The organism is Microcoleus sp. FACHB-831, assembly GCF_014695585.1.
In the GTDB taxonomy this organism is placed as follows: domain Bacteria; phylum Cyanobacteriota; class Cyanobacteriia; order Cyanobacteriales; family FACHB-T130; genus FACHB-831.
The window spans coordinates 1-14,870 of sequence record NZ_JACJON010000078.1; the positions used below are offsets into that span (position 1 = coordinate 1).

The window sequence follows — 14,870 nt, forward strand, 5'->3', positions numbered from 1 at the left end:
TGTCGCTTCTTGATATGACGTTGTTAACGGCGCTGTTATTTGAGGCGAAGCTTGTATTGTATTTTCTTCATCCGCTACGTTTGATTCGCTATCGAACCCTGTTTCTGTAAATGCTTGGACAAGGTTAACGTCGGGTGTTGTGCTTGTCGCTTCTTGATATGACGTTGTTAACGGCGCTGTTATTTGAGGCGAAGCTTGTATTGTATTTTCTTCATCCGCTACGTTTGATTCGCTATCGAACCCTGTTTCTGTAAATGTTTGGACAACGTTCACGTCAGGTGTTGTTATATTTGTCGCTTCTTGATATGACGTTGTTAATGGCGCTGTTATTTGAGGCGAAGCTTGTATTGTATTTTCTTCATCCGCTACGTTTGATGCGCTATCCAATCCTGTTTCTGTGAATGCTTGGACAACGTTCACATCAGGTGTTGTGCTTGAAGTTAGTCCAGAGGTATTTGTTTGTGGCGCTGCTACCTGCTGGATTTCTCTTATTTCTTCTGCAAATGTCGTACTTTCACTTCTATTGAAGCCTGGTTCTGTAAATGCTTGAACAACGTTAACGCTTGGTGGTATTGTGCTTGTCGCTTCTTGATATGAGGTTGTTAACGGCGCTGTTATTTGAGGCGAAGCTTGTATTGTATTTTCTTCATCCGCTGCGTTTGAGACGCTATCGAATCCTGGTTCTGTAAATGCTTGGACAATGTTAACGCTAGGTGTTGTTGCGCTAGTTAATTCAAATTGGCTGGCGGAGGAGCTGGCGTCACTTGCTGCTGTTTGTGCAGGGTATTCTAAAGATTTTGCCTGAATTGTATTTGAATTATCTGGTAATTCAAATGATTGAACAACTGATGGTGTTGAATTTATCGATTTCTGCGTTAACTCCGCTTGTACATTTGGAGTATTAATAAAAGATTGCTCTATTGGTGCAGTGCTTTCCGGGAATGATTGAACAACATTAAAATCAGGCGTTGTTCGGCTTGTACTTTCTTGCAATCCGGTAAATTGAGACGTTGATACTTGCGATCGCTCGGTAAAATTACTTTCTCCGATCGCTGCGTTTTCAGTCACCTCAAAATCTGGCTCTGCAAAAGCTTGCACAACGTTAAATTCAGGTGCTGTTGTGCTTCTAGCTTCTTCAGCTTGAATAAATTCTGGCGTTGATAACTGGGGTTGCTGTGTTAAATTACTTCCTGCAAATGCGGTTCGATCGCTTACCTCAACCCTTGGCTCTGCAAATGTTTGAACTACATTTTGGCTCGATGGCGTTGATGTTGTAGGTGCGATCGCTCTTTGTATTCCTACAGTTTCACTCGGATTGTAAGCTCTCGCTTCTTCAAAAAACGGTGACTCTTTAAAAGAGTTGTCTGGTCGCTCGTACTCGGCTACTTCACGGGAAACAAAATTAGAAGTATCTAGCACCGCTATAGGAGATGCTCCTAGCGGATACAAAAATTTTGGCGATATTAATTTTTGACCCAAAGGGTTGGGTGCTAGCAAAGGATTCTTAATACCAAGCGGTTCTTCTGTTGTTTCTGTTTCCGCCATAATGCTAGTTACTGGGGTAGTATCCTGAGTTATCGCGTCCGGTGGAAAGCATTGTTGCGCCTCCACCACCTGCGTTTGCAACCTTCAAACCTTCGTAGGCAATTGTCAATTCTTCGATAGCAACTTCATTGCCATCTGCTTTTAATGCTGGCGCTTTCCAAGCCACAGGAACAGCCGCAATTAGCGTCCAACACTGCATTGTTTCTCCGGCTTGATTAAAAACTAGAATGTTGACATTGCGACGTTTTTTCTTTTTCTCCTGCAACGTATTCGATATCCAACCCCAAAATACTCGTAAATCGTCGGTCATACCGCGTTTCAGCGTAACATCGCTAAATTGTGCCTGACCCAAAATTACGCGCTGTTGATTATTGACACCGCCTTCGTTGCGTTTATCATTTTTTATAGTGAAACCCAAGCCTGAGCATTCCCTAAAAGATGCACTAAGTTGGCCTTCAATTTCTACATAAAAGCGATTAGCCGTAACGTAGTTTTGCTGGCGGTTACTCGTGCTGTTACCAGTGCCGTTTTGGGTAGCTTTGCTATTAACCATTATCACCAATACCCTCCATAGTTTCTACTGCGTTCCCGTTGATTTTGCAGGTCTTCCAGCAGCAATTGGTATACTCGCTCACTAAGTAACCGCATTAATAGGGGATCTTGCATAACTTTAGCTGCTGCTTTGGCGATCGCAGTTTGTCTCTCGTCGCCATCATTGCTCGTGCCAAAAATCCCTGCTGCGTATCCCGCTGTACTTGTAGTATCGCCACTAGGTTTAAAAAATGGCTGTACCTGTAAATCAGATAGTGCTGTAGCGGGTGCGAGGGAAGGATTAGTTGGCATATTTAAAACCCAGCCTTTTATTCCAGTTTAGCAGGCGGTTTTGCCGTTTATAGTAGTCTAAAGTATAGCTTAATTTACCCATTACTATGGTTTGGGTTGGAGCGGTACAATCCCTGTTTTACTAAGCAGGCGCTGGCTTTCCTCAGTCCTCAGAATATCAGCAAACTTGGCACCCGCTCGGCTGCGGCTATTATCTCGCGGATAAACTACAGCCATAGGATATGCCAAAGGATAAGTTCCGTTTCTAAAAACATCAATATTGGGATGATAGCTGCCTTTATCGTTACACAAATCGCTTGTTGGCTCTATTGGTTGACCGTTGCTTTGAATTAAAGCCTGTACAGGAGTTTTACCATCCTCTACTAAAGCTAGAGGATAAGCCGAGCATTGACCAAAAACTTTGCTAAACGTGCCAAAAGCGATCGCTCCAACTTGCTCTTCTTTCTCTTGCTCAAAGTCCTCTATTACATTTCTCAACGTTGTAAATGTAGGGATACGATGAATTTCGACTGGTGGGGTACTGTTGACAAAAGATGATTCATCTTTTTCCTGTTTATTTTCCTCTTTTTTTATCAACTTTCTAAAAGCTTCAATGTCCGTTTTATTCTTCAACACCCGTTGTTCAAAAATTTGCACTGCTTCAGCTTCAGGCGGCATATACAGTTTTACTGGTAAATCTGGGCCTCCTGGTATTTGGTTCCAATTAGTTATTTTCCCCGTATAAAGTTTTCGCAACTGATCTAACGTAATCTTTCCCTCCAAAAACTTAGGAAGACTCTTCTCTCGTTGTGCATAACTAAAAGCAACAAAGATGGCCAAACCGTCATAGCCAAATTTTTTATACTCCAAATCGCCGCTTAATTGATTGACTAAACTGGTTATGGCAAATTCTGCTTCACCGGATCTAACTTTAGTAATTGTTAAAGGCTCGGCTGACGAATCTAAACCATAACTTACAGGTTCATACATGAGTTCTAAATTAGGTTTGCGTCTTTGAAGTTCTTTTTCTAGACTTTGACCTTTTTCTACTAAATTTTTTTGTTGCAGCACATAACTCCACGTTCCTTTTTCTTCACCAGTGTATCTAAACTTCCCTGATGGAACGCCAGCTACATCCTTAATACAACAAATTGGAAGATCGCCATAACTAGCTTGGCTGGTTTTAGGCTTATACAGCCAAAGCCACAGCAAAGTCCCTAGCAAAGTTAACCCCAAAGCTAATAGCAAAAATAGAATTAAACGCATTCGAGGCAGATTGGATGGCTCATCTTCATCTGGCTCTAACTCAACAACTTCCGTCGCCGGAGTTGTTCTGATAACGGGTATTTTCAACAGCACGCGGCGTGCTTCTTCGACGCTTTGAAAAGGAACGCTATAGCCACAAAGCCGAAATATAAATCCCTTCAGAGCAGGATCTACAATCGGCCACTGATTATCATCTTTGGGGTCTACGGGCAACCTGGTAACAGGATCTACCACTCTACCTGCTAATAGGTAAAAAGCTACATAACCTACATCTACTAAATCTCCCGCAATTGTAGGGATATAAGGTTCGCTAGTGGGGAGATCGAATAAGCGTTCCCAAAGGGATTGGTCGCACAAATAAATAAAAAATTTCTCTTTATCTATTAGTAAGCTATCAAGAGTAATATTGCCGTGCGGTATTCCTTGTTGCACTTGACCGGATGGGAGACGAAATTTTTGTCCGTGAAGAAACTCTAGACTTTGCAGTACGAGATTGAGAAACTGGCGGACAGCGATCGCGTCCATCTGCCCGTTTTCTTTAAGGTGATGTCTTAAACTGGGGTAGATATCTAAATTACCTTTAGTAATCAGATAACATCGCTCTTCGTTTTCATCTGCGATCGCTTCCCAAGGAACGATCGCGCGAAAATCCTGCACTCTACCGTCTGCTAAACTCAATCCTGCTAATTGCGTAAAAGCTAATTTACGCTGGCGGGCTTCTTCTGTATTAAAACAACGAGTAGGAAGCAGATATTCTTTTATTACAATCGGTTGTTCGTCAGATACCTGAACGCCACGATATAAACGCCCCATCCCCCGCCGTTCTAAGAAACTTTCGACACGATATCTGCCTCGAATGCCTCTTATTTCCACTTTTTCAGGCAAGATAGCTGGAAAACCACATTGCTGACAATACTTTGCTGCTGGCTCTTGCTGAATGGTTTCTAGGGGGCGATCGCAGCCTAATGGATCGCGCTCCAGACAAGGATACTGCCTGTATACATAATCTGATACCTGATAGCTTGTTAGCGAATCATTTGTCTCAACTTCGGTAGCAACTGAGGTATCTTTATCTGCTGGAGCAATAGATTGGTCGTATGCAGCTGCCTCTTCAGGAGATATTGTAGCAACGCCAAATCTTTCGTGAAGAATAGGTACAATCCAACTAAATCTATTTAGCCACATAAAAGTAGGTGGCAACCTAAGATAGCTTCTAGCTCGAACCTCAGCTTGATATTTAGCTACACTTAAAGGATCTTCTCTTCGCCATACTTCGCTAATTAGCGACTTGCGATCTTTCTTATCTCTCTTGGTCCTAACCAAATCTTTTTTATTCTTCGCCATAACAGCAATGCTCCGGGCTACAAATGAAATAATGTTGCAGCAGCTTAACCGTTGTCCGCTGAACAATAATTAATGACTACGTTTTCTTAAAGCTAAAGCCCCTTTTTTCAAGGAAGATTTAGGAGGCTTTCCACTAGGAAACAGGAAACAGTACTAAAGACAACTTTTGAGGCAACCTCTTAAACCCATCCTTTAACTTCAGCATCAGTTAAAGTTCTTTCTAACTTGACATATTCACTTTTAGCGGCGGCTAAAATATGTTTCATGCCCACTGGTTCGTTGGCGTCTGCTGCTATAAAAGCTGAATTTAAGGCGATATTACGGATGTTACCGCCTGCCACGTTCAGACGCGCTAGTTTAGCAAAATCTAAATTGTCTGTTGGTGTTTTGCCAGGAAAGATGCGCTGCCATATTTCAGCTCTCTGGGTGGCATCGGGGAATGCAAACTTGACAACGAAGCGGATGCGGCGGAGGAAGGCAGTATCGAGGGAGTCTTTAAGATTAGTAGTAAGAATAGCTAGCCCCTGGTAGGCTTCCATGCGCTGTAGCAAGTAGCTGACCTCGATATTAGCATGGCGATCGTGGCTGTCTTTTACTTCGCTGCGTTTGCCAAACAGGGCATCAGCTTCGTCGAACAGTAAGATAGTTCCGCCAGCTTCGGCAGCATCGAATATGCGCCGCAGGTTTTTCTCTGTCTCGCCGATGTATTTGCTAACGACTGAACTCAAGTCGATGCGATAGAGATCTAGGCGCAGTTCGCCTGCAAGTACGTCGGCTGCCATAGTTTTGCCAGTGCCGCTAGATCCGGCAAAAAGAGCGCTAATGCCTAAACCGCGATCGCCTTTACCTGCAAATCCCCAGCTTTCATATACCTTGGAGCGTTGGCGGACGTGTGAGGCAATGTCTCGCAGTGTCTGGCGCTGCGTCTCTGGCAATACTAAATCATCCCACTTAGCGCCAGGGTTAAGGCGTTGGGCTAGATCTTCTAAGCGAGGACGCGCTTGAGCGCGGCAGCTATCCCACAAGGCGGTTGTGAGGGCAGAGGATTGAGCGTTAAATAAAGAAGGATTATTACTCTGAATAATTTCTTCCTCTTCAGTTGCAATTGCCCCCGATTTAACTCCTGATAAAACTTCAGCACAAACGGCATGAATTGTGGGCAGCGTGAGGTTAAAATTTGACACTAAAACTTCTACTTGTCCGTTTAAGCCCACCGCTTTTTCGCCTAAAACGGTTTGCCAAATCGCACGCTGTTCCGAAGCAGTTGGCTGACGAACATCAAAGGCGATCGCGGGACGCAGGCGCATTCTTCTCCTGTCTCTAGTCGAAACAATCAGGGGACTTACCGACCCCTCGATCAAGCGGGCGATCGCGCTTTCTTTGGCTGCATCCCCTCCCAGTTCCAGTTCGTCGCAGTCTAACAACAGAGCGGCTTGCGAGAGCGCGGCTTCCCTTTCCCACACCTGCATTAAGTCATGCAGTTCGTTATGGTTCGCTGAAATAGCTCGCGCAGACATAACGTATAGATTCAGCCCTACAAGCTGACAAGCACTAGAAGCGATCGCCCTTTTGCTAGTTACGTCTTCACCGCACAGTTGTACGATCGGCAAACCAGTGGGGCTGGACTGCGACCATGTTGCTGCCACCCGTTCTGCGAGTTCCCAATGTGATGGAACTATTACACCAGAAACCGACAACGGCTCGGCTATAGCCATGAGTCGCTCATCAAGAGCGGTAACGCCTGCGATATAGTGCAACAACCTTTCGTCAATCCGCAGCGGACTGAGGCTTAGAGCATTACCTCTACCGACTTCAATCAACCGCCAGCGGCGCAAAGGAGAACCGGGAGCGATCGCGCTCCAATGCGCTGTAGGTAAGACCGCCGTAGCGAGACTAAACGTAGCATAGGTTGCTTGTCGGTCATTATTTGCCGTAGCGCACAGCGACGCGAACCTATTGTCAAATTCTATACCAGCGCATAACAGCAGCACGTCGCGCTCAAAAGACGACAAATTAAACGTGGTGCATAAATGTTGCAATGCTGAAGGAGAAGGCAGCGCAGCGGCTGCCACTTGTAAAGCTAGGTTAGCCGCTAAAGATCCTTGAGATTGGTTGTTATCCGGCGGCGCGGCTGTAACTTCTTCGCTGTTGCCTTTTTGAGCTTCTAAATTGCGAACGTGATGCTCTAATGCCTCACGCACGACAGCCAAAGACGCCATCAAGTAGCGCTGATTAGCTTCTTGCCAGTTGTTAGTCGCTGTTGTGTTCATAAGGAGCCGGATTAGGGATTAGGCAGAGTAGGAGTGGGGAAGTGCGGGACTCCGGACTCCGGACTCCCTTAGTTGTTGCTTACAACTTTCGGCAGAGTATCCAGCGTAATTCTATTGGTGGTTGCCCATCTTCTAAAGGGAATACATTGCGGCCAGTCACCCAATTAGCAAACCAACTTACTGGAGGCCATGCTTCTGCTGGTAGGCGATCGCGCTCGTACTCATATACTGATTCATCTGATATTAGTTCTAGCGGAAGTCCATCCATTGCTGTTGATAACTCTGGCTGCGTAAAGATTGAGCAAATCATCACTTGACTCACTTCTCTGGCTACCACATCTGGCTCATATCCATCTACTGCTAAGAAAATGTTAAAGAGCAACAAACCTCCAGAGCTAACCAAATCGCATATTTTTTCAAGCAACGTTCGTAGTTGCTCAACACTACGAAGATCCGATATTACCTCGACGACGAGCGCCAGCCTGTACTTATCCTTTTGCATTGCCACTTCTGGATCGAGTACATCACCTTCGATAACTGTCACGGGCAATTTCTCTGCTTCCGCTGCTTCCCTTATTTGCGAAGCAAACACGGGAGTTACTTCTAATGCATCAACTGGATAACCCAATCTTGCTAAGGGAATTGTATTGCGACCCGTTCCAGCTCCCACATCCAAAATTGGTGACTTTTCTGGCTCATCCAAACTGGAGGCGATCGCCATTACCTTAGCGTCTGGGTTAGCGCCAAATAGGGGAGGTTCTCTGGTTTCAACCCACTTTGAGTATTCATCTGCAATTGATTTAACTCTTGTCCCAATGGTGCAAGCTACTCCAAATGTTGATTTTTCAGATGGCTCGTATCGAAACACTACCTCAGAATAACGTTCTGCTCGAAAGCCGTCTTCTAGATGTTGCGCCAGGAGCTTACTCAAGCCCTCTTGTACTTCTACAGGCATGGGTCTGCCCAGTAATAAAAACAAATTTTCTAGCCAGCGCATATAATGTTCTAGCATAGATGGTATGCAAGGCATCACCACCTCTCCCTTGGCAGCCATTCTAGAATTCACGCTATGAATTAGTGATTTATGGAGCATATCGGGGTCAGCTATTACTGACTTTTGATCGCTCTGATGTGGGCTATTTTCAGAAGTCATACTTAACTATTAATTGGTAATTGCTCGGGAGGTTTCAGTTATCACAAACTTATGACAACTAACTTGAAAATCGTGAATTACAACTAACTATTTTAATCTTTTAAATTGCAATCATAACTTTCAATTTTTCTTAATCAGTTATTGATAATTTAGGAAATTGATACCTTCGGGCCAAGATACCAATTAAAGGTACGGCTGTTGGGGTTAGTATCGACATTCAGCATACTTTCGGCACCATCAATCTGTAAGCGCACTAAATAAGAGCCTGCTTTCACGTCTTTAATAGCGATCGCGATCGCGTTACTATCACTTGTGCGCGATGGAGCTACAAAGCTATAAGCTGCGGGACTCTCGATAGACCATTCGTTCAACAACAAAATTACCCGTTGCGTCATGCCAATGGGCACATCTATAGAAATTGTCAAATCTGCCGATCTCAGTTCTTCACCGCTGCCTTCCATATTAGAAACTTCAATTTCTTTAATAGTAGGGCGCAACACGAAAGCAGCTACATTTGATTCAATCAATTGATACGTTGCAGCCATTGCATCTATGCGTCTTGCTGCTGTATTATCCACCTGATGAATTACCTGTAGGCTTTGCACGCCAGCCCGCAGGGAATCAACAGGAAGCGATGAAAGTTCCAAACGTATCTGTGTTTCCCCTACTTCCTGCGGTATTGTTTCAACCTCACCTAGCCTTACTTGAGTGACTCGACTCGACAACTGCTTGCCATAAATTAGCAAAGTGCTGTCAGCCAAAATAGGTTCCAATTTTCCAGCCTGCGAAACAATGCTTTCAATAACAGGTTGCAACGAAAAAGGTCTTGCACCGATATGGCGATCGCGTACTGGCAAAGCCCTTGGGATGATATCTTCACCCTCTATCAATACAGCTGTTGCTTGGTAGGCTATCGATAGACTGTATGCTGTCTGAAAAAATACAGACCAAATTTTAGAAAGATCTTCTAGAGAAAGGTCTAAAAGTACAACTTTAACTAATTCAACTTGCTGGGCAAGGTTAGAACCAGCTAAGAATGGGAAGGTATCATCTCCTATCGTGTCACTAATCATCTGTTGAGTCAGAATTTTTTTATCTTGGAGGGCGCTTATGACGCTACCCAAAAGACGCTGCGGTTCCAACTCTCCCTCATTACCATGAAAGCTCAATAGGTAGTACAGATCTATACCCAATCGCGGCTTCACCATTTCTCCTTTACCACGACGAACCGACATCTCCGAGGTGCTGCGCCATGCATGATTGTGCTTGATATCGTATAAATACACGTTCACGCCAGGCTCTGGCATACCGCTAGCCATCTCGCTTGGTCGATTAGTTGTTGCTCTCGCGCCATCTACATCAATTTGTATGGCAGCTTGCAAAATTCTTTGTAGAGCAGCAGTTACAGTGGCAATAGCTAAGTGATTACTCATCAGGGATTGGGGAAGAAAAACTGGTAATTGGCAACTGTGAATCCACAGCTAGGAACTAGCAATTTACTTTTTGGCAATTTTAAAATTAGCAACAACTGATAATTAAGCACAAACTAAACCAAGTTTTAAGGCTTTTACAATAGCCTGAGTACGACTGTTGACACCTAACTTTTCAAATATAGCTGTTAGATGAGCTTTGACTGTGGCTACTGTAACGTAAAGTTTTTTAGCAATTTCTTCGTTAGAAGCTCCCTGCACTAACCAGTGTAAAACTTCTTGTTCTCGACTGGTTAAATGAATTGCTTGACACGCTTGAAGTGAGTGCCCTGCATAAAAGTGAAACAATCGAAAGAAGTTGGTTGCTACTTCTGGTGATAGATATACCTGATCGTTAATTACCGTAGTTATGGCTTCGTAAAGTTGAGTCGCGATGCGGTCTTTAAAAACATAACCGCAAGCACCTGCTTGCATTGCGCGAAACACCCATTCGTCTTCGCGATGTGCAGACAAAACTAAGACTTTGCCTTTATAGGATAACTCTCCCAAGCGAAGTAGAGCATTAATTCCATCACTTTCTCCTAAACTCAAGTCCATCAGGATCAATGCTGGTTTTTGTTCCAACATTAGTTGTAAAGCTTGGTCGGCGTTAGCAGCTTCGCCTACAATATCAAATCGCAACGAGCCTTGTTGGTTGTAGAAGTTTAGCAGAGTTCGCAGTCCGCTGCGAAAACGCGGTTCATCATCTACTAGCAAAACGGAAATAAGCTGGGGAACGGTCATACTACATTGTATTTAAAATGTGTTTTCGGAAAAAACCTTGCTGGAAAATATGAATTATAAAAGCGGTTAAAGGTTGCGTGTAAGGTTAAAATCAACACTGACACCCACAATTTAACGTTTGATAGTTTACAAGTAATAATTCATATTTGATGCCGGGGTAGAGTAAAAGAAAATTGGGCACCGCCACTAGATAAATTTTGTACCCATAGAGTACCTTGATGCTCTAGGATAATTTTTTTTGCGATCGCTAGCCCTAATCCCGTACCTCCTGGACGACGAGAATAATAGGGGGTAAATGCTTGAGTGAGGTCTTCTTCAGAAAGTCCAGGACCGCGATCGCTTACTTCAACGATCAGTTCATCTTGAAATACTTGCCAGTGGCAGTTAATAAGCCCTGAGTCGGGACTAAAATGAATCGCATTGCTTAAGAGATTGTCAAACACCTGTTTCATTTGCCAAGGGTCTACAGCTGCGATCGCTGCCTGGGATGGATAGCTAATATGCAGTTGTTTTTTCTCTATCAAAGGTTGCAGCCCCTTAATAGTTTCGATCACTATTGTTCGTAGATCGTAAGGCACGAAGCGTAATTTTGATGCCAATCCGCAGTTGACGTATTGTGTCAAATTTGTACTAAGCTCATTTACAGTTTCGCGTATTATACTAGCCTGATCTTGCAAAGAACCTGCTGGCAAAGATAAACATAAATTCTCTGCGTAAAGAGCAATAAGAGCCAAGGGATTGCGTAGTTGATGTTCTGCCTTATGCATTACTTGTTCGAGTAACTTCACTTCTGCCCGCTGACGGCAACACTCCTTATATACAGTCATATAGTTACTTACAAGTTGTGTTCGTTGCTCTACACGCTCTTGCTCAAAATCAGACAGGGGTTTTTGGGTATATAACAGCAGATACTCAGGGTTAAGACCACTATGCCCTATTGGGCATATGTAGGCATAATCGCTTCCTTCTATAGGTACTTCGCTCAACTTTAAAGCTGGTAGGGAATTTACCCACCACGCCTCTGAGTGTAAGTAAGATAGAGCAGAAAGAGGAAAATAATGCTCATGGCAATACTTAGCCACTGTTTGCCTTTTTCCTCTATCGGGTTCGTAGTAAGCAATCCAGATTGCCAAAACAGGCAATTGTGCTGCTAACTGCTCTACTTGGAGCTGACATACATTTTTAATGTCCAGTACCTCAACAGTAACTGGGGAAACTGTAGTGGTGGCTAAAGGTGGATGCACCCCTAACGCTGATTCTTGCATCGCAACCTTCATAAGTTTTTTCCTGCTCTACGAGATAATTCAGCAATAGTAATTAGGTTATAAACCTATAGCCAGTCATACCTGAGAAGCATGACAAACTTCCGAGAGTACGCTCGCACTGCCTAGCTTAGTAGTGGATTCAGGCGATCGCATCAGTAATCACACAATTTTTAAAGTTTCGACCAAAGTCTAATAACCACGCGGGTTTTGTATCCCTAATCTAGACGTAGACCGTCTACCGACGCACTTTTTCTTATGATCCCTGCTGTTGCCCAGACGTTGGCAGAAATTCTGGCTGGTGGGACTGCTCTAATCAGTACAGAACAAATTGATTTCAACCACCCTGGCGTGCGGCAGGATATAAGGCCATCCCTGAACCTCTTTTGCTACAACATACAGCAAAACGAGCGGGTGCAGATGGGGCAGGGGCAAATAGAAGACCGAGACAGCCAATGCAATTTGCATCTGGCGACGGCACACCGCCCAACTGTGTGGTTTGACGTGTCATTCCTGGTAAGTGCTTGGGATCGTACAGCATTGGGAGAACAGCGTCTGCTCTCAGAGGCATTAACCCTCTTATTGAGTTACCAGATTCTGCCAGAGGAGTTGCTGGCTCCTGCGCTCAGAGGTTATGGCAATTTGTCAATAACCGTTTCGGCGTTTGGCACGATCGATGCAGCAATACTTTGGAACGCCTTGGGCGTGCCATTGCGCCCAGCTTTGTATGTGACGGTTACGATACCATTTAACACCCGCAGCGCTCCCAACACCCCATGCGATCGCATTGTGGCAAAACCAAATCAACCATCCTATGTGGGAAACAGTAGTTATACCTCTGGGGCAATCGTTGCTGGGATCGTTAAGAGTGCAGCCACAACGCAGCCCCTGGCTGCTACTGAAGTGGAAATTGTCGGAACTAAAAAAGTCACAACCAGCAATCAGGAGGGATTATTTTTTTTTTACAGCCTGCCCTTGGGCGATTACTTGCTAGAGCTACGTTGCCCTGGCTATACCTCGCAGCGGTGTAAGGTTATCGTCGCTTTGGAGAGCGAGACTTTTAGATATGCCTTCAAGGAAATTGAACTAACCCCAGAACAATTAGGGGCAATAGGTGAGCTAGCCAGCTAGCTATAGAAAAAGCTCAATACTCACAAACCAACGCGGAATGCAGGAAAGTTATTTATGGCCAGATTAGATTATTTTGCTCCTGGTATTTACATCGAAGAAGTCGAGCGCGGTAGCCGCCCGATCGAGGGCGTGAGTACTAGCGTAGCTGGATTTGTGGGCTTTACCGAGGATGTGCGCGGTGGGGCTGAATTGTTCAAGCCGATGTTAATTACTAACTGGACTCAATACCTGGAATACTTTTCAAAACCAGGCTCGGATGGGTTCACAGACTTCAATGCCTACTTACCTTTTGCAGTCAGCGGCTGGTTTATCAACGGCGGCGGGCGCTGTTGGGTTGCTAGCATTGGCACTAAACTGCCTGGTACACAGCCACCACCCCCCGAAGAATCTGCCCTCAAAATTACAAGCAGAGCCAAACGTCCTTCCTTGATGTTTAACATCAAGCCTGAAGAAGCTACGAATGGAAGAGTCCTAGTTGCAGTTCAGGAAAGCGAGCCTCTTACCCCACCAGAAGGCTCGGAGGAAGAACCACCCATCAATACAGGCGAATACTTCTCAGTAATCATTCGTCGGGATGAGGAGCAACTCGAAAGGTACGACCACCTCTCAATGAATCCAGAAGTCGATCCTCAAGTGGCAACCTATGTTGTCACTGCTCTCCAGGATTCGCCTTTTGTGACCGTAACCGATATGGCTCAAGCTGGAGGCTCGTTAGCCAATCGACCTGGCAATGGTATCTATGAGGTGAGTGCCCCCCCGTACATTTCTCCCCCAGAACGCTTCACAAGAGATTTGCAAGGGGTACGCGACGACCGCACTGGCGTACAAGGGATTGGCGAAATTGACGAAATTACCATGATGGCTTGTCCAGATCTGATGCGGGCCTACGAAGCGGGACTGCTGGATATGGATCAAGTACATGGTGTCATGGAAATGATGATCAGCAGCGTCGAAAACGCCACGCCCAACCCACCAAACCGCATGGTCGTTATCGATCCGCCGCCCAACCAAGTAAAGCCCCAGCAGGTGGCTCAGTGGTTGAATGCTTTCAATCGCCGTTCTATGTACGCGGCTTTATACTACCCCTGGATCAAAGTTGCTAACCCTCGTAACGGTGGCAGACCAATTGCGGTTCCCCCCTGCGGTCACATGATGGGAGTTTGGGCGCGTACCGATGAGACACGAGGAGTTTTTAAAGCACCTGCTAATGACATTCCCAGAGGTGTGATAGGTCTAAATTACGATACAAACTTCCGCGAACAAGAGTTACTGAACCCTCTAGGCATCAACTGTATCCGCAGCTTCCCGAACCGAGGCATCCGTGTCTGGGGCGCTCGTACCTTAGTTGAACCCGATAATACTCCTTGGCGCTACATTCCTGTACGCCGTCTGATGAGCTACATTGAGAAATCGATTGAATTGGGTACTCAGTGGGTTGTATTCGAACCTAACGATGCAACTTTGTGGTATCGCGTAACGCGGACGGTGAGCAATTTCTTGGAGCGAATTTGGCGTGACGGTGCCTTGTTTGGAGGTACTCCGGATGAAGCGTTTTATGTCAAATGCGATGAATCAATAAACACCCCTGAGACGATCATGCTGGGTCGCCTATATATCGAAGTTGGGGTTTCTCCAGTTCGTCCGGCGGAATTTGTTATCTTCCGCATCGGTCAGTGGAGTCCTAGCGATAGCTAAGTAGGTTGTTAAAATACGTGTAAAATCCACTAGCATCAGAATTCAAAAGCCAGAATAATAGTAGGTCAAAACAAGCTATACAATTTATTCTGGCTCTACAGCTCCCGGTTCTGGATTCTGGCCTAAATGTTAGGTGGATTTGACGCCTACTTGCCGTATACCCGAACAA

11 protein-coding genes are annotated in these 14,870 nt (G+C 45.0%); 2 read left to right on the forward strand and 9 right to left on the reverse strand.

The window, feature by feature from the left end; translation table 11 throughout:
* The 9 genes from H6F77_RS25245 to H6F77_RS25285 form a co-directional block, all read right to left on the reverse strand.
* Positions 1 to 1,545, reverse strand: a 1,545-nt coding sequence (locus tag H6F77_RS25245) for a hypothetical protein (protein ID WP_190491683.1), incomplete at its 3' end; no start/stop codon positions are given.
* A gap of 4 nt (positions 1,546 to 1,549) precedes the next feature.
* Entirely contained in the window at positions 1,550 to 2,098 is a 549-nt protein-coding gene (locus H6F77_RS25250; protein WP_190491684.1) for a contractile injection system inner tube protein, read from the reverse strand.
* Positions 2,099 to 2,100: 2 nt separating this feature from the next.
* Positions 2,101 to 2,388, reverse strand: coding sequence for a hypothetical protein (locus H6F77_RS25255; protein ID WP_190491685.1), 288 nt, complete (start codon positions 2,386 to 2,388; stop codon positions 2,101 to 2,103).
* A gap of 84 nt (positions 2,389 to 2,472) precedes the next feature.
* Complete coding sequence (locus tag H6F77_RS25260; protein ID WP_190491686.1) at positions 2,473 to 4,977, reverse strand: substrate-binding domain-containing protein; 2,505 nt, start codon at positions 4,975 to 4,977, stop codon at positions 2,473 to 2,475.
* A gap of 179 nt (positions 4,978 to 5,156) precedes the next feature.
* The gene (locus H6F77_RS25265; protein WP_190491687.1) at positions 5,157 to 7,247 is read right to left on the reverse strand and encodes an ATP-binding protein; all 2,091 of its coding nucleotides are present in this window, start codon (positions 7,245 to 7,247) and stop codon (positions 5,157 to 5,159) included.
* A 79-nt stretch (positions 7,248 to 7,326) separates the two neighbouring features.
* Positions 7,327 to 8,400 carry a class I SAM-dependent methyltransferase gene (locus tag H6F77_RS25270; RefSeq protein WP_190491688.1) on the reverse strand — a complete coding sequence of 358 codons (1,074 nt, stop codon included), beginning with the start codon at positions 8,398 to 8,400 and terminating at the stop codon, positions 7,327 to 7,329.
* Positions 8,401 to 8,549: 149 nt separating this feature from the next.
* Positions 8,550 to 9,833, reverse strand: a complete 1,284-nt coding sequence (locus tag H6F77_RS25275) for a Pvc16 family protein (protein WP_190491689.1) — start codon at positions 9,831 to 9,833, stop codon at positions 8,550 to 8,552.
* A 102-nt stretch (positions 9,834 to 9,935) separates the two neighbouring features.
* The gene (locus H6F77_RS25280) at positions 9,936 to 10,613 is read right to left on the reverse strand and encodes a response regulator (protein WP_190491690.1); all 678 of its coding nucleotides are present in this window, start codon (positions 10,611 to 10,613) and stop codon (positions 9,936 to 9,938) included.
* 140 nt (positions 10,614 to 10,753) lie between these two features.
* On the reverse strand, positions 10,754 to 11,890 hold the full coding sequence (locus H6F77_RS25285) for a sensor histidine kinase (RefSeq protein ID WP_199321552.1): 1,137 nt from the start codon (positions 11,888 to 11,890) through the stop codon (positions 10,754 to 10,756).
* Between the two features lie 243 nt (positions 11,891 to 12,133).
* Here H6F77_RS25285 and H6F77_RS25290 point away from each other — a divergent pair, with 243 nt between their 5' ends.
* Positions 12,134 to 13,006: a Pvc16 family protein gene (locus H6F77_RS25290; RefSeq protein ID WP_190491691.1), complete on the forward strand. Its 873-nt coding sequence runs from the start codon at positions 12,134 to 12,136 to the stop codon at positions 13,004 to 13,006.
* Positions 13,007 to 13,060: 54 nt separating this feature from the next.
* Positions 13,061 to 14,701, forward strand: coding sequence for a phage tail sheath family protein (locus H6F77_RS25295; protein WP_190491692.1), 1,641 nt, complete (start codon positions 13,061 to 13,063; stop codon positions 14,699 to 14,701).
* The last annotated feature ends 169 nt before the right edge of the window (positions 14,702 to 14,870 follow it).